Source organism: Amycolatopsis acidicola, assembly GCF_007713735.2.
In the GTDB taxonomy this organism is placed as follows: domain Bacteria; phylum Actinomycetota; class Actinomycetes; order Mycobacteriales; family Pseudonocardiaceae; genus Amycolatopsis_E; species Amycolatopsis_E acidicola.
On record NZ_VMNW02000008.1, the window covers coordinates 153,285 to 168,082 of the forward strand.

Consider the following 14,798-nt stretch of genomic DNA (forward strand, 5'->3'; position numbering starts at 1 on the left):
TTTCAGGCCGTCAGCTCACGCACCGTCTCGGCGGCACGTTTCGCGTCGGGAACGTAATGCGCCTCGAGCGGTCCACCCGGCGTCGGCGCGAAGGGAGCACCTACGCGGCGCACCGGGGCCAGTAGCTCGCCGAAGAGCTCCTCGTTGACCTGGCTGGCGATCTCGGCGCCGAACCCACCGAACTCCACCGCGGCGTGCGCGACCACCACGCGCCTGGTCTTCGCGGCCGACTCGAGCACGGTCGTGATGTCCAGCGGCACCAAAGTCCGCAGATCGATCACCTCGGCGGACACCCCGTCCTCCGCGAGCGCGTCGGCGGCAAGCAGGGATTCGTTGAGCACCCGTCCCCACGAAACGATCGTCACATCGCTACCCGGGCGCGCGATCCGCGCCTTCCCAAGTGGCACCCGGTAGTCACCGAGGGGAACCTCGTTCTTCTGCCGGTGGAAAATGACTCGCGACATCTCCATGACCACGCACGGGTCGTCGTCGAAGATGCTGCTCAGCAGCAGCCCCTTGGCGTCCAGCGGATTACTCGCGCAGACAACCTTCATGCCGGGGGTATGAGCGAGCCACGCTTCCAGCGACTGTGAGTGCTGCGCGCCGGTTCCGTTCCCACCGCCGACCATGGTCCGCAAGGTGATGGGCACGTTGGTACGCCCGCCGGTCATGTACCTCAGCTTGGCCGCGTGGTTGGTAACCTGGTCAAGGCATACCGCGAAGAAGTCCATCAGCATGATCTCACCGACCGGGCGCATCCCGGCCAGGGCGGCTCCGACGGCCGCCCCGACGATCGCCTGCTCGGCGATCGGTGTCGGTCGCACGCGCTCGAGTCCGTACTTGGTGGACAGCCCCTTGGTCATCTTGGTGACGCCACCGATCGGGTCGTGGATGTCCTCACCGAGCAGGAACACCGACGGATCACTGGCCAGCGCGTACTCGAGCGCGTCGTGGGATGCTTCGATGAAGTTCATCGACCGGGTCTCGGTCGTGGCGGTCGCGCTCGTGGTCTCCGTGGTCTGTGTCATCGAACTGCTCCGTCCAGATCGGTCGCGTACACGTCGAGCAGGAGCTCCTCCGCTGGTGTCGGGCCCGCCGCTTGCGAGAACACGATCGCGTCCTCGACCTCTTCGACGATCTTGCTGTCGATGTCGTCGGCTTCGGCCGGCGCCAATGCGCCCTGCTCGATCAATTCGCGACGCAGGGTGATCACCGGATCGCGCTCCATCCCGTCGGCCTTGAGCTCGGGTGAGAGATAGGAATCGTCCCAGCCGAAGGAGTGGGGGCCGAGGCGATAGCTCAAGGACTCGACGAAGGTCGGGCCACCACCATTACGTGCGTGCGCCGTGGCCTCGTGCAGCGTCGACAGCAACTCACGAACGTCGAACCCGTCGACGCGCGCGGTCCGCATGCCCAGGCTCGCGGCACGCTGGCTCAGATCGGTGTTCTTGGTGTACGTGGAGATACTCGTGTGTTCGGCCCACTGGTTGTTCTGGCAGAAGAAGACGACCGGCAGATCCCAGGTCGCGGCGAGGTTGAGGCTCTCGTGAACGGCACCGATACTGGTCGCGCCGTCGCCGAACGTGCAGAGGGTGACCGTGTCCTTTCCGGACATTTTCGACGCGAGCCCGAGGCCGCAGGCGATAGGGGCGCCGGCACCGACGACGCCGGTGGTGGCCATCAGGCCGTGGTGCGGGGCAGCCATGTGCATCGATCCGCCCTTGCCTTTGGAGGTGCCGGTCTCCTTGCCGAAGATCTCACCGACGACCTCTCGCAGGGGCACGCCCTTGGCGACCACATCAGCGGTACAGCGGTACGTACTCACCAGGTAGTCGGTGCGCCGCAGTACGACGCCAAACGCCGCACACGCGGCTTCCAGCCCCCGCACGGGGTAGTACGGAGCCCGTACCTGCCCCATCTTGAGCGCGCTCGTCAGTGACTCTTCCAGGGTGCGGATCCGCCGCATGATGCCGTAGGCATCGCGGAGTTCGCCGCCGGTCGCGGCCGACCGGTCTTCTGTTAGCGCCGGGGTTTCAGTCATCACCTTCGGCCTTTCCTTGATGGCCGCCGACACGGTCCACGACCGCGGCGACGGCGCCTGACATTCCTCGTCCTCCTGTCACGACCGTGCGCGTGGCAGGTGAAGTACGGTCGCGTGCGAGGACCCGACGAGGTCGTTCAGCATCTGCCGGGTGCGTTCGCGGTGCGCGTTCATCAGCCGGATCAAGCGGTTGCGGTCCTTGAGGCGGATGGCCTGGATCATGTGCTCGTGATCGGTCAGGATCTGGCGACGTCGTGCCGGGTCGACGAGGTGCACGGCGCGGTAGGCCTCGGATACCCGCCAGACCCGGACCACTTCGGTCATCAAGACCGTCAACGGCGACCAGGAGAACATCAGGAAGTGAAAGTTCCGGTTCGCCGTGACCATTTCACTGATGTTCTTGGCTTTCGCCGCGTCCTCACATTCGGCGCCTATCGCAGTGAGATCCGCCAGTTGTTGCTCGTCCGGCCAGGACATGCTGCCCAGCAGCTCGGTCTCCAGGAACGTCCGCATGCTGTAGTACTGCAAGAGCTCCTCGACGCTGAGCCGCACGACCTGGTAACCGTGGTTGGGCGTGTGCCGTAGTACGCCGTCGGCAGCGAGAGCCCGCAGTGCTTCGCGTAATGGCGTGCGGCTGACGTTGAGCCGCTCGGAGATCAACCGCTGGTCAACCCGTTGCCCCGGCGCCAGATCACCGTTGCCCAGCAGGCTGTACAACGCGTTCACCAGCGGATCGGCCTTCTCGATGGCCACCATCGCACCCCCTGGTCCTCATCTCGTTCGTCCGGCGACCGCCACGCTCACTTTCCTTGGTAGTCCGGCTCTTTCCCGTGCTGGATGAAATCCAGCGCCTTGACGAGATCCTCGGAATGCATGCTCTCCCCCTCGAACAACAACGAGAGTTCGAGAACTTCTTCGATGCGGTGGCGCAGCACGGCGTTGAACGACTTCTTGGTGCCACGCACGGCCAACGGCGGCAATGCGGCGATTTCGGCCGCGACCGCACGGGCGGCCGGGAGGACTTCTTCAGCGGTGTCGACGAGGTCGCTGACCATACCCAGGGCGTAGCCCTCTTCGGCCAGCACGGGCGCGCCGGTCAGCAGGTGACGCTTCGCCTTGATCATGCCGATGCTCTGCGGCCACACGACGACGCCACCGTCGCCGGCGACCAGCCCTACCTTTACGTGGGAGTCCATGATCTTGACCCCGCGGGCGGCGACCACCGCGTCGCATGCGAGCACGATGGTCGCGCCCAGCCCGACCGCGTGTCCTTGAACCGCGGCCACCACCGGAACCGGGACGTTCGTCAGGGCATTGAGCAGCCGCCGGCTGTCGTGGGTGCCGCGCTCGGTGTCCCGGCGATCCGCCTGGCGGGACCGCATCATGGTGAAGTCTCCGCCGGCGGAGAAGGCGCGCCCTTCCGCCGCGAGCACGATCACGCGGGTCTCCCGCGCGCCGCCGTGGGTCTCAAGCGCGTCGATCAGTTCCGCTCGAGCAAGATCGTCGATCCGGTTGCGAAGGTCAGGCCGGTTGAGCGTGATTTCGCAGATCCCGCCCGACGACTTGACCACAAGGGTTTCGGGTGGCTGGGACATGGATTCCTCCTGAGTCAGCGCAGTGATCCTGATTGGTGGAGCTCGGCCAGCGTCGCGGCGTCGATCTGCAGCAGCCGGGTGAGTACGTCGTCGGTGTCAGTGCCGAGGATGGGCGCCGGAAGGTCGCGCCCGGCCGCACGGCCGGCGAACTTCCATGGCAGCACGAAAATCGGGGTCTCCCCCAGGTACGGGTGCTGAACGAAGGTGCGCAAGTGACGTTCTCCGGCCCAGTCACTCGATGCGAGGTCCTCGAACGAGGTGACCGGTGCCGCGGGAATCCCGTGCCGTATCAACCTGTCGGCCAGTTCGTCGCGATCCTGGTCAGCCGTCCACGCCGACACGGCCTCCTCGATCGCGGCACGGTTCTCCAGACGGTTCTTCGACTCGTCCCGAGTGTCGTGCGGATCCAGGTCGTGACCGTCACAACGCGCGAGTTCGACGAAGGTTTGCCACTGCGAGTCGTCCTGGACGGTGATCGCCAGCCAGCGATCGTCGCCGCTGGCCGGGAAATGGCCGTGCGGACACTTGCCGGGATGAGTGTTCACCGGAACCCGTTCACCAGTATCGAGCTGACTCGCCAGCAGCGGCGAGGCAGTGATGCTCAGCAGAGCCTCGATCTGGGACAGGTCGATCCAGGCGCCCCGCCCGGTGACCCGCCGCCGGTGCAGCGCCGCCAGCAGAGCGACGAGACCATGGCTGGCTCCGTTCGGGTCACCGAGAGCGGGGGTGAGACTGCCGATGAGCTCGTTCTCGTCGTAGCCGATGATCGAGTCCAGACCGGACATCGCGGCCATGATGCCCGCGTAGCCCTTCATTGTCTTGAGCGGACCGGTTTGTCCTGCCATCGACATCGACAGCATGACGATTCCGGGGTTGTGAGCCGACAGCTCGTCGAACCCCAGACCTAGTTTCGACAGCGCACCCGGCCGCATGTTCTCCACGACGACATCGCATGTGCCGGCGAGGTCGAGCAGGAGTTCCCGCGCCCGGCCTTCCTTCAGGTCGAGCGTCACGCTCCGCTTGCCGTGGTTCATCTGGTTGAAGTACGGGGTTACTTCGTGTTCGGGGCCCTCGACCTCACGCCCGTCCCGGCGAGCCCGGCCCCGCATGCGGCCGGCGTCCATGTGCCCGGAATGCTCGATCTTGAGCACCTCCGCCCCGAGATCGGTCAGCATGGAGGTCACCATCGGCCCGGACCAGACCCACGACAGGTCGAGCACCCGTAAACCCGACAACAGGTCACACGGTTCACCGCTCGCGGGCTCGATGCGCAAGCGCCGATCACGAGCTTGGTCCGGACGCCGGCCGGGGACTTCGTTGAGCCGCCAGGGTGCCCCGGGAGCGAGCAGGTCGGGGCGCCGCGGGTGCGAGACGAAGAATTTCCGGTGCCGGAACTGTTCCTCTCGCAACGTCTCCGAGAACGATCGCACAGGAGCGATCGGAAGACCGTAGCGGTGGCCGAACTCGAGTAGTTCCTGTTTGGTGCGCTCGGCGATCCAGGGCACGAGGTGGCTATCCGCCTCGTCGGCGTGCAGGCGGGCGACCACGCGCGGGTCTTCGAAGCGGGGATCCCGTGACCATTCGGGCGAACCCATGCCTTCCAGCAACGCCTTCCACTCACGCTGACTGCGGCACATGAACGTGACGAATCCGTCCTTGCACGGGAAAATGCTCGCCGGGTACACGCCTCCGGAGCCGGGGGGCCGGGCTCCGTCACGGCGCCACGGCCGCTCGTACGGAATGAAATTGGCCGTGATCATGCCGGTGTAGTAGCTCAGCACGTCACGGGCCGACACATCGACGTTCCTCAGCACACTGTTCTCAGCGGGATTTGCCACGACAACTGCCAGAGCCGCGGCCGCCGCGTGCGCGCCGGCTTCGAACGAGGGGAGGTCGAAAGGCAACGACAGAGGCGCTTTGCCGGGACTGCCCATCGACCAGCTCAGTCCGGACCACGCGGCCGCTGTGAGCGCCGACCCCGGGATCGGCTTGCCCCGGTCCGCCACGGAACTCACGTGCACCACGACCGGCGGGTGTGCCGACGCGTCCACGGCGTTCGTCGCCGAACGCACCAGTGAGGAAAGTTCCGGGCCACGGTCATCGGTGTCGAGCAGGACGATCTGGGCATCGGCGATGACTTTGGCCAGGTCGCGTTTCCTCTCCGCGGTCGCGACCTCTTTTCCCTCGTGCAGCCAGTCCGCGACGAGCTGGGTCGCCGCCGGTTCCGCCGCGGTGTCGAGCTCCGTGCCCACCACGAGCACGCTCGCGCCGAGCCAGGTGAGGACCCGGCCAGCGTAGGCGGTCGCAACGCCACCGGAAATCTCCACGACCCGCAGATCCGCGAGCGGGCTTTCGACAGCCCCGTAAGGCATGCTGGCTCCATTCATCGCTGTGTCTGTCCTTTTAGGACCATCGGCACGCACCGGATGTGCACCGTCAGCTCATCTTCGCCGTGCGCGCGGCGCGCGCCGCTATACGTTCCGGATGACTGGTGGTGAGGTCGCACATCTCGGCTTCCATCTCCAGCTGGTCGGAAAGCGACTGGGCCGGAGCAGCACGGAGAAGACGCTTCGTCGCCTCGACCGCGCACCCCGGTTTCGCGGCCAGCGTGGCCGCGATCTCGCTGACTCGGTCCATCAGCTCGGCATCGGTCACGACTTCGTCGGCTAGCCCCCACTCCAACGCTCGCTCCGCCGAGAGCGGATAACCCAGTGTCAGCCAATGGAAAGCGCGGTGGTAGCCGAGTATCCGGCTCAGGTTCCAGCTGCCGCCGTTGTCGGGTGCGAGCCCGATGTCGGCGAACCCCGGGATGAACCGTGCCGTGGAAGACACCACCCGGATGTCGGCGGCGGCCGCAAGCGAAACGCCCGCACCGACGGCCGCACCGTTCACAGCCGCGATCACCGGCTTGCCGAGCTTGCCGATCTGCGCGATGGCGGGGTGGTAGAGCTCGCGCAAACGTCGCGATCCGGGCTCGAGGGCGGGACGGGGTGCGCGCAGGTCGGCGCCCGAGCAGAATCCACGGCCGGCTCCGGTGAGTACGACGCAGGAGGCGTCGCTGGCCGCGGCCTCGGTCAGCCGGCCCGACAGCTGCTCGAACAGTTCGGCGGTGACGGCGTTCAGCCGATCGGGACGATTCAGGGTGATCGTGAACACCGCACCGTCCAGTCGTGCGTGCACCATCGCTGACACGTTTCCTCCTGACTTCAAGGACAATTGGTCGTCAGCCTTGGCGCTACTCGATGGTCGCGATCAGATCGCCGACGGCGTAGCTGGTTCCGGGCTCTCCGATGATCTTGATAATGCCCGCGGCCGGGGATTCGACGTCCATCACCACCTTGTCCGTTTCCAGGCTGTACAGCGTCTCGCCCTCCTTGACCGCGGCGCCGTTTTCGACGTGCCACGTCTCGATCGACCCTTCGGTCATTTCCATCGAGGCCTGAGGGATGCGGATCTCCTGCATGTGTTGTGCTCCTTGAACAAGTGGTACTCGAAACGTCGTTGCCTGGCTCGCGCGCTCACTCACACAGACCGTGGTCGCGGGCGATCGCGAGCTCGGGTGGCCGCAGCGCGATCGGCATGAACAACACGGCGTCCGCCAGCGCCTTGCCCTGCGGGTCGAGCCTCAGAGTGCTGGTCCCGCCCCGCCCGAGGATGCCGTGCACCAGGAAGTTCAGCGCGCCGAGGTTGGGCAGTTCGAAACGTTGCGTCGCGCGGGCCCGGTCGCTGAAATGCGCTTGGACACGTTCGGCGGAGATCTCGCGAACCAACGCGGGGTAGAGCTCCCGCGAACGTGCGACGATTCCGATGTTGGCGGTTCCGCCCTTGTCACCGGAGCGTCCGAAGGCTATCCGCGACAGGGGGATTTCCGTTGTGGCACCGCTCATGTCATGAACACCTTCGTCTCTACGTGCTTGCCCGGCACCAGCGTCGGCCAGTAGCTGAGAACCTCCGAGACGCGTGGCCGCCCCGAGATGAGGTTCGTTTTTCCCGGCGGGCCGTGAAAAACGGTGCTCGCCTCCACGAAAGCGCGCTCAACGGCCGCGCGGCTTTGGGACCTGACCGCGTAGCGGAGCACCACCTCGCACGGGTCGGAAACGATGCGAGGCGTCCTGCGCTCGTGGACGGCGCCGAGGCCGATCAGGTCGCTGCGTATCTCGTCCAGCGCGAGCCCGAGCCGGCCGATCCGGTGATCGAGGATCTCTTTGGCTTTCTCCGCGCGCTGCTTGGCGTGCGGGGCCGAGTACAGGTACATCGTGTTGGCCGCGAACCCATCGCGGTACGCCGCCGAGATCTTCAGCGTCTCGGGCCTCGGGCGGCCGGTCGCGCCGGTCACCTCGACGTGATCGCCACCGAGGTCTTCCACTGTGAGCGTGGTGAAATCGACCGCCACATCCGGTGTCAGGTAAGCCTTCGGATCGCCGATCTCGTAGACCAGCTGCTCGATGACCGTCTCCCGGGACACCAGACCACCGGATCCCGGTGTCTTGCTCATCACGATCCGCCCGGAGCCGTCGACCTCCACGACAGGGAAGCCGATATCCCCCATGTCCGGAACGTCTTGCCAGCCCGCCTGATGGTTTCCGCCCGTCGAATGCGCGCCGCACTCGATCAAGTGGCCTGCCACGATCCCCGCAGCCAGATGGTCGTGCTGCTGCACGGTCCATCCGTGTTCGTACATAAGCGGTCCGAGTGTCAGCGACGGATCGGCGAGCCGGCCGCCGATCACGATCGTCGCGCCCTGTTCGAGCGCTTCGACGATCGGTGCAGCGCCAACGTAGGCATTGGCGCAGACGAGCCGGTCGGCGACAAGCTCGAACGGTTCGCCGGTCTCCATGTTCTCGAGCGTGACTCCCGCGCCCCGAAGCTCGTCCACTCGGCCGAACAGATCGTCGCCCACGATCGCCGCGATTTTCACCTGGTCGTCCAGGCCGAGTTCCTGTGTAAGTGCCCGGACCGCACGCGCACAAGCGAGCGGATTCACCCCGCCCGCATTGCAGATGATCTTCACGCCACGCCGGACGGCGTCGGGCAGGGCGTCGCGCAGGATCCGGATGATGTCCCCGGCATAGCCGCGCTCAGGGTCTTTCTGCTTCTGCTTCTGCAGGATCGACATCGTGACCTCGGCGAGGAAGTCCATGACGAGGTAGTCGATCGCGCTGTCCCGGATCTGCCGCCCCGGCGCCGACGTGTCGTCACCCCAGTACCCGAGTCCGGAACCGATCCGAACTGTCCGTCCACTGTGTCCAGGCAAGGTTCAACGCCCCTTCCACACGGGATCGCGGCCCTCGCGGTAGGCACGAGGCCCTTCGATGGCGTCCTCACTGGTGTAGACGTGCCGGAAGATCTCACTGCCGACCGCGGCGGTAATCGCCACCCCGGACTCGGCACCTACGCGCATCATCCACTTCGAGGCGGCGATCGTCAGCGGAGCGTTCTTGGCGATGGTCTCGGCCAGCTCCCACGCCCTCGGGAGGAGCTGCTCAGGTGGAACTACTTCGTTGACCAGGCCCACATCGCAGGCTCGCCTGGCCGTGATGGGTTGCGCGGTAAGCAGCAATTCGGCCATCACGCGACGAGGCACCATCTTGGTCAGCGGGGCAGCCCACGGCGCCCCGCGGCTCCATTTCGCTTCGGAGATCGCGAACTTCGCGGTCTCCGAAGCGAGGCACAGGTCACCGAACTGAGCCAGCCGGAATCCGCCGGCATAAGCGAAGCCGTTGACCGCGGTGATCACCGGCTTCTCGAGGAAGTCGTCCGGGCCGAAATCCGCGAAGTAGTCGCGCGGCGGGACGCCCACCTTCTTCTCGGCGAGTTCAGTGAGATCCGCGCCCGCGCAGAACGCCTTGTCCCCGGCTCCGGTAATGATCGCGACGCGCTGCTCCGGGTCATCCCGGAAAGCCCGCATGGCTTCCGCGAGCGCCTGGCGCAGCTCATTGTTGACCGCGTTACGTTTCTCGGGCCTGTTGAGCCGCAGGAGCAGGACCGCTCCACGCCGTTCGGTGAGCAAGACGTCGGCCATTCGCGGGCTCCTTCGACCTCGGGAACAGGGTGTCCATCGCACCGCCGTCAGGCTACCATAATGCATGCAAAAAAGTCCGCCACTTGGTAGGCCATTACTTTTTCCATCGCGGGATACGCGGGGGCCTGAACGATCTCGGCTATTCGGTCAGCGACCACGTTGCCCGGATCCGGCTGAACCGCTCCGAGCGTGAGAACGCCTTCACTCTCCAGATGGTCGAAGACCGGACCGAAGTCGTGAACACAGCTCAGCGCACTCCGGGAAAGTCGCGCCCGAACGGGGAGCTGCGGATCACTCCCGGTCAGAACCTCGCCGGCGAACCGGGTGACCTCGAGGAACCCGTGGCGCTTGCCTGCTGACCGAAAACCACGTTCCGCCCGGGTGAGCAATCCGGGCGTCCTCTGCGGGCCATCACCCGCCTGCTCGAAGTCAAAGTCGCCATCGCAGGGGCGGCAGACTCGGTCACCGACCACATTCCGGTCCCGCAGCAACACGCCGTGGCCGTCTCACGACTGGCAGCGGCGGAATACGCGGGGGACGTCACGCACCTGTCACACCGGTCGCACGGCGCGCTGGACATCACCCAGGAATATCGGCTGCACGAATTCACCTCCCGGCTGCGGGCTTGGCGCGACGAGGAAACCACTGAACATGCTTGTGCCGGGCTTTTGGGGCGAGCGATGCTCGACGGCGACGAGATGTTCCTGTGGGGCCACTTCACGGCGTGCGCTTTTGGTGCGGGGTGCACACGAGCCGTGGTGGGGTTCCCGGTCGCGGGGACCCCACCCCGACACCTCGATCACCGAGTCGTCGAAGCCTCACCGGCATCCAGGACATGGGGCGCGGGAAGTCCGGCGATCCCGCTCCGCGGGACTGCGACGACCAAGGCCGCAGCGAGCAATCCGACGACCGCGAAGGCGTAGAACACCCAGGCGACCCCCATCCCGGCGCCGACGATCGCACCGACCAGGATGGGTCCGAGGACCCCGCCCAGCCGGCCGACCCCGAGCGCGAGCCCGATTGCCGTCCCGCGCATCGACGGTGGGTAGTAGACGCCGGTGAAACCGGAGAGCGCGGTCTGCGAAGAAGAACAGAACCCGGTCAGCACCATGAGCACGAGTACGACGGCTTGAGCCGGATGGAAGCTGACGACGCTGACCCCGATCGCGCCCAGCACGAATCCGGCGGGAATGATCACTCGCGGCCCGAACCGGTCGGACAGGCCGCTGAGCACGACCATGCCAACCGCCGCACCGGAGTGGAAGGCCACAAGGAACACCAGCGCCGATCCGAAGGCGTACCCCGATGCCTTGAGGATCTGCGGGATCCACGTGTTCATGCCGTAGGCAACCAGCAGACCGCAGAAACTGCAGAGCGGGAACAACACGGTCGCGGCGCGGAAACCAGGACGGAACAGTGAACGGATCGCGGCTGTCCCTCCGAGCCCATCCACTTTCTCCTTCGACCGGAGCGCCTGCGCCGACTCGGCCTTGCTGTCGACCGCGTACTTTTCCGCCATCCGCGCGGCCTCGTCGGTGCGCTGCCTGCTGACGAGGAATACCAGCGATTCGGGCAAGACACGATATGCGACGACGAAAAGCACGACCCCGACCAACCCCGCGAACGCGAACAGAGCGCGCCAGCCGAAGGCAGGAACCGCAAAGATCGCCAGCACCGCGATCAGCACACCACCCAGCGGGAAGCCGGTCTGGATGACGCCGTTGTAGAGCTGGCGCCGTTCACGCCTGACGTACTCCATCGTGAGCGCGATTGCCGTCGGCAGCGCGCCACCGAATCCGAGCCCCGCGAGCAACCGAAGCACGGCGAACACCGGCAGGTTCGGCGCCAACGCGCACAACCCGGTGAACACGCTGAAGCACGCGATACATGCCAGCCCAGTCGGACGGCGGCCGACGATGTCGCTGAGGTAGCCGGCGCCCGTCGCACCGACCATCATGCCGACGAGCGAGAGGCTGCCGACGAGGCCCGCTTCGATCGCGGTCATCCCCCATTGCTTGATCTCGAGCATGTCGGGCAGCACCGCTGCCAGCAAGCTGAGATCCATTCCGTCGAGACTGGTGATCGCGACGCACGTGACCACTACGGCCAGCGATGCGGCCGCCGAACTACGGCCGGGCATTTACGAACTCCTTGTGTCCACTGTGTACACCTGGAACCTGGAAATCGAGCGAGCGGAAACCGATGTCGGCGGTGCCTCCCGCGGACTCGTCGGGTCAGCGCCCGTGGACGCCGGCCAGTACCTCTTCAGCGGCGATTTCGCCCGCCACGCCGCTCAACGCCACCTTGCCCTGGTCAAGGACCACGACATCATCGGCATATCCGGAAAGAACCTCGTCCACCAGCTGCTCCACGAGCAACACGGCCGTGCCGTCCTGCTTGAACTGCTCGACCGCGCGGAAGACCTCGTCGACGACGACAGGGGCGAGCCCCGACGAAGGCTCGTCGATGAGCAAAACCGAAGGGCGAGAGACCATCGCCGTCGCCAGCGCGACCATCTGTTGCTGCCCACCGCTGAGCGTGCCTGTCTTGGCGCCTCTGCGATCACGCAACGCCGGGAAGCGGTCATACGCTGTCTCGAGGATATCGCGGGATTCCTGCTTCCCGGGGCCTTTCCTGAGCCCCAGCAGAAGGTTCTCGTGCACCGTGAGGTTTCGGAGAACACGCTTGCCCTCCTGCACGAAAGCGAGCCCCGCCCGGGTTCGGTTCCACGGGCTCGCGTGGGAGATGTCGGTACCGCCGAACAGGATGCGGCCATGCCCGAGCGGCAACAACCCGGCGATCGCCGAGAGCAAGGTGGTTTTCCCGGCCCCGTTACGTCCGAGCAGAGCCGTGGTCCGGCCCCGTCGCAACGTCAGCGACAGGTCCCAGATGACCGTGAGATCTCCATATCCCGCACGTACGTCGTCGACCTGCAGTATCGGCTCAGCGTTCATCGGTCACTCCACCGTGATCCCGGCAGCGTCGGCATCCAGCCCGCGCCGCCTGCCCAAGTACGTCGCGATGACCGCGGGGTCCGTCCGGACCTGTTCCGGGGTGCCGTCGACCAGAGGCCTGCCCAGATCCATCACCCACACGCGGTCGGAGATATCCAGTACGAACGGAACGTTGTGCTCGACCAGCACGATCGTCGCGCCGGCATCGCGCGCACGCAGCAAGAGCGCCTTCAAAGCCACGAGCGCGTCGTCGTCGAGTCCGGCCGCCGGTTCGTCCAGGAGCAGCACTCCGGGCGAACCGGCTACGCAGCGGACCACCTCCAGCAGCCGCCGGGTGCCCAACGGCAAGGACGTGGCTTGGCTGTCGCTGATCGCTTCCAGACCCGCGAACCGCAAAGCCGCGGCAGCCGCTCGCGCGTCCTGCCGGTGCTGCCTGCGGTAGACCTTGAGCCGCAGGATCGCGGCGACCGGCCGAAGCCGTCCGACCCGGAACCGTCCCGAGGCGACCACCTCCGCGGCCGTGAAGCCCTCCGGGATCTGCGGAGTCTGGAACGTGCGTCCGACGCCGGCTCGCGCGACACGACTGCCACGGCGTCCGACGAGTTCGACACCGTCGAGCGTGATCGATCCGCGGTCCGGCACGACGAAACCCGAGATCGAATTCAGAAGGGTGGTCTTGCCTGCTCCATTCGCTCCGATCAGGGCTGTGATCTGTCCGGGCTCCGCGACCAGTTCGGCGCCGCGCAGGGCCTGAAGCCCGCCGAAGGTCTTCCGCACGTCCTGGGCGACCAGCCGCCGTCCCGGGATCGCCGTCAATTCGCCGGGGGACTCCACGGTGGCGTGCGAACCCGCGACCGAAACGCGTCGTAGTAGCCGGTTCGCCAGCCCGGCGAGCCCACCTTTGAAGACCGTGCCCACGAGGATCAGGAAGATCCCGTAAGCGATCAGCGAGTACTGCTCGAAGTTCGCGGTCGCCTGCTGGCCGGCGACCAGGAGCAGTGCACCGACCAGCGCGCCCCACACGCTGCGAGAGCCACCGACGACGGACGCCGCCACGAACGTGACGAGCAGGGTGAGCGTGAACGATGTCGGCACGACAACGCCGAGGTAGTAGGCAAACAGCGTGCCTGCCATCCCGGCCGGCAACGCAGCGACGACGTACGTCGAGAACCGCAGCGCGGTCACGTTGACACCGAGCGACTCGGCAAGCTGGTTGCTCTGCTTCATCAACCGCAGGGCCGTGCCGTACCTCGACCGGACCAGATTACGCAGCACCGCGAACCAGACCGCGGCCACGACGATGACGACGGAATAGTAGTCAGCACGGCCGATGCGTTGCCCGAACAGGGTCGGTCCCACGACACCGACGATTCCGCGCAAACCGCGGGTCTGCCCTTCGAAGATCATGAGAATGTTCGGTATCAACAACACCAGGAAGAACGACGACAGCGCCAACGGCCAGCCTTTGAGGCGGAACGCGGGCAACCCGGTGATGAAGCCGAGCAGCCCGGCAGTGGCCAGGCTGACTGCGAGCGCGAGCAGCAGATCGGCGTGTCCGTGCATCCGGGTGATCGCGGTCGCGTACGCGCCGGCCGCGAAGAACGGGACCTGGCCGAGCGCAAGTTCCCCAGCGTATCCCCAGCTCAGGTTCAGCCCGCTCACGATCAGCGCGTAGACCACGATCAGGATGACCTGCTGGCTTGTCCTGACCCCCATGCCGGCACCCGGCAGGATGAGCAGGACCACCAGGAACAGCAAGGGAAAGATCCAGGACCGTCGGGTGAGAAACGTCCGCATGGTGTTTCCTAAACATCTCGTGTTCGGGCCCGGCCGAGCAAACCGGTGGGCTTGGTGACCAGGACAACCAGCAGCAGGACAAAGATGATCACCTCGGACCATTCGCCGCCGAGGTAGCGTGCGGACAGCGCGTCGATCAGCCCGACGGCCAGCCCACCGATCAGTGAACCGAGGTAACTTCCCTCGCCGCCGAGGGTCAGCGCGACGAAGCCGTAGATGAGCAACCGGAACGCGAGGTCCTTGGATACACCGACTTCCGGAGCCACCACGGTGCCCAGCGCGCCACCGAGCGCACCGGCGAACATGAGCGCGCCGACCTTGATCCACCGGACATTCACCCCACGGACCATGGCGGCCTCGGAGTCCTCGGTCGCCGCCCTCCCCCGCAG

At 66.2% G+C, this 14,798-nt stretch carries 15 protein-coding genes; 1 reads left to right on the forward strand and 14 read right to left on the reverse strand.

Going from position 1 to position 14,798, the window contains the following annotated elements:
- Positions 1 to 2: 2 nt before the first annotated feature.
- The 10 genes from FPZ12_RS08545 to FPZ12_RS08590 are packed head-to-tail and all read right to left on the reverse strand — an operon-like array spanning position 3 to position 9,658.
- Positions 3 to 1,028 (reverse strand): alpha-ketoacid dehydrogenase subunit beta, encoded by a 1,026-nt coding sequence (locus FPZ12_RS08545; protein WP_243769740.1) that lies wholly within the window; start codon positions 1,026 to 1,028, stop codon positions 3 to 5.
- Positions 1,025 to 2,074 (reverse strand): thiamine pyrophosphate-dependent dehydrogenase E1 component subunit alpha, encoded by a 1,050-nt coding sequence (locus FPZ12_RS08550; RefSeq protein ID WP_144754432.1) that lies wholly within the window; start codon positions 2,072 to 2,074, stop codon positions 1,025 to 1,027. Before FPZ12_RS08550 ends, FPZ12_RS08545 begins: the two co-directional genes overlap by 4 nt.
- 45 nt (positions 2,075 to 2,119) lie before the next feature.
- A complete protein-coding gene (locus tag FPZ12_RS08555) occupies positions 2,120 to 2,797 on the reverse strand; it encodes a GntR family transcriptional regulator (protein ID WP_144754435.1) in 678 nt (225 codons plus the stop codon).
- A 44-nt stretch (positions 2,798 to 2,841) separates the two neighbouring features.
- Entirely contained in the window at positions 2,842 to 3,636 is a 795-nt protein-coding gene (locus tag FPZ12_RS08560) for an enoyl-CoA hydratase/isomerase family protein (protein ID WP_144754438.1), read from the reverse strand.
- Between the two features lie 14 nt (positions 3,637 to 3,650).
- Positions 3,651 to 6,059 (reverse strand): CaiB/BaiF CoA-transferase family protein, encoded by a 2,409-nt coding sequence (locus FPZ12_RS08565; RefSeq protein ID WP_208025799.1) that lies wholly within the window; start codon positions 6,057 to 6,059, stop codon positions 3,651 to 3,653.
- 13 nt (positions 6,060 to 6,072) lie between these two features.
- Complete coding sequence (locus FPZ12_RS08570) at positions 6,073 to 6,819, reverse strand: enoyl-CoA hydratase/isomerase family protein (RefSeq protein ID WP_144754475.1); 747 nt, start codon at positions 6,817 to 6,819, stop codon at positions 6,073 to 6,075.
- A gap of 52 nt (positions 6,820 to 6,871) precedes the next feature.
- Entirely contained in the window at positions 6,872 to 7,099 is a 228-nt protein-coding gene (locus tag FPZ12_RS08575; protein ID WP_144754441.1) for a biotin/lipoyl-containing protein, read from the reverse strand.
- 55 nt (positions 7,100 to 7,154) lie between these two features.
- Positions 7,155 to 7,523 (reverse strand): AtuA-related protein, encoded by a 369-nt coding sequence (locus FPZ12_RS08580; RefSeq protein WP_144754444.1) that lies wholly within the window; start codon positions 7,521 to 7,523, stop codon positions 7,155 to 7,157.
- A complete protein-coding gene (locus FPZ12_RS08585; protein WP_144754448.1) occupies positions 7,520 to 8,890 on the reverse strand; it encodes an acyclic terpene utilization AtuA family protein in 1,371 nt (456 codons plus the stop codon). The genes FPZ12_RS08580 and FPZ12_RS08585 overlap by 4 nt, the downstream gene beginning before the upstream one ends.
- Before the next feature lie 3 nt (positions 8,891 to 8,893).
- Positions 8,894 to 9,658 (reverse strand): enoyl-CoA hydratase-related protein, encoded by a 765-nt coding sequence (locus tag FPZ12_RS08590; protein ID WP_144754451.1) that lies wholly within the window; start codon positions 9,656 to 9,658, stop codon positions 8,894 to 8,896.
- Between the two features lie 29 nt (positions 9,659 to 9,687).
- On the opposite strand from FPZ12_RS08590, the gene FPZ12_RS45990 reads away from it, so the two are divergent.
- Entirely contained in the window at positions 9,688 to 10,017 is a 330-nt protein-coding gene (locus FPZ12_RS45990; RefSeq protein WP_208025800.1) for a hypothetical protein, read from the forward strand.
- A gap of 440 nt (positions 10,018 to 10,457) precedes the next feature.
- Here FPZ12_RS45990 and FPZ12_RS08600 read toward each other — a convergent pair whose 3' ends face one another.
- From FPZ12_RS08600 to FPZ12_RS08615, 4 genes are all read right to left on the reverse strand, one after another.
- On the reverse strand, positions 10,458 to 11,798 hold the full coding sequence (locus FPZ12_RS08600) for an MFS transporter (RefSeq protein WP_144754454.1): 1,341 nt from the start codon (positions 11,796 to 11,798) through the stop codon (positions 10,458 to 10,460).
- 94 nt (positions 11,799 to 11,892) lie between these two features.
- On the reverse strand, positions 11,893 to 12,612 hold the full coding sequence (locus FPZ12_RS08605; protein ID WP_144754457.1) for an ABC transporter ATP-binding protein: 720 nt from the start codon (positions 12,610 to 12,612) through the stop codon (positions 11,893 to 11,895).
- A 3-nt stretch (positions 12,613 to 12,615) separates the two neighbouring features.
- Complete coding sequence (locus tag FPZ12_RS08610) at positions 12,616 to 14,409, reverse strand: branched-chain amino acid ABC transporter ATP-binding protein/permease (RefSeq protein ID WP_166462646.1); 1,794 nt, start codon at positions 14,407 to 14,409, stop codon at positions 12,616 to 12,618.
- An 8-nt stretch (positions 14,410 to 14,417) separates the two neighbouring features.
- A partial coding sequence (locus FPZ12_RS08615) for an ABC transporter permease subunit (protein WP_424923578.1) occupies positions 14,418 to 14,798 on the reverse strand: 381 nt, incomplete at its 5' end.

What these genes read in the sequence shown, in the direction of transcription:
- FPZ12_RS08545 (WP_243769740.1), bottom strand. Translation starts at nt 1,028, where the DNA reads ATGACACAGACCACGGAGACCACGAGCGCGACCGCCACGACCGAGACC.
- FPZ12_RS08555 (WP_144754435.1), bottom strand. Translation starts at nt 2,797, where the DNA reads ATGGTGGCCATCGAGAAGGCCGATCCGCTGGTGAACGCGTTGTACAGC.
- FPZ12_RS08560 (WP_144754438.1), bottom strand. Translation starts at nt 3,636, where the DNA reads ATGTCCCAGCCACCCGAAACCCTTGTGGTCAAGTCGTCGGGCGGGATC.
- FPZ12_RS08570 (WP_144754475.1), bottom strand. Translation starts at nt 6,819, where the DNA reads ATGGTGCACGCACGACTGGACGGTGCGGTGTTCACGATCACCCTGAAT.
- FPZ12_RS08575 (WP_144754441.1), bottom strand. Translation starts at nt 7,099, where the DNA reads ATGCAGGAGATCCGCATCCCTCAGGCCTCGATGGAAATGACCGAAGGG.
- FPZ12_RS08580 (WP_144754444.1), bottom strand. Translation starts at nt 7,523, where the DNA reads ATGAGCGGTGCCACAACGGAAATCCCCCTGTCGCGGATAGCCTTCGGA.
- FPZ12_RS08590 (WP_144754451.1), bottom strand. Translation starts at nt 9,658, where the DNA reads ATGGCCGACGTCTTGCTCACCGAACGGCGTGGAGCGGTCCTGCTCCTG.
- FPZ12_RS08600 (WP_144754454.1), bottom strand. Translation starts at nt 11,798, where the DNA reads ATGCCCGGCCGTAGTTCGGCGGCCGCATCGCTGGCCGTAGTGGTCACG.
- FPZ12_RS08605 (WP_144754457.1), bottom strand. Translation starts at nt 12,612, where the DNA reads ATGAACGCTGAGCCGATACTGCAGGTCGACGACGTACGTGCGGGATAT.
- FPZ12_RS08610 (WP_166462646.1), bottom strand. Translation starts at nt 14,409, where the DNA reads ATGCGGACGTTTCTCACCCGACGGTCCTGGATCTTTCCCTTGCTGTTC.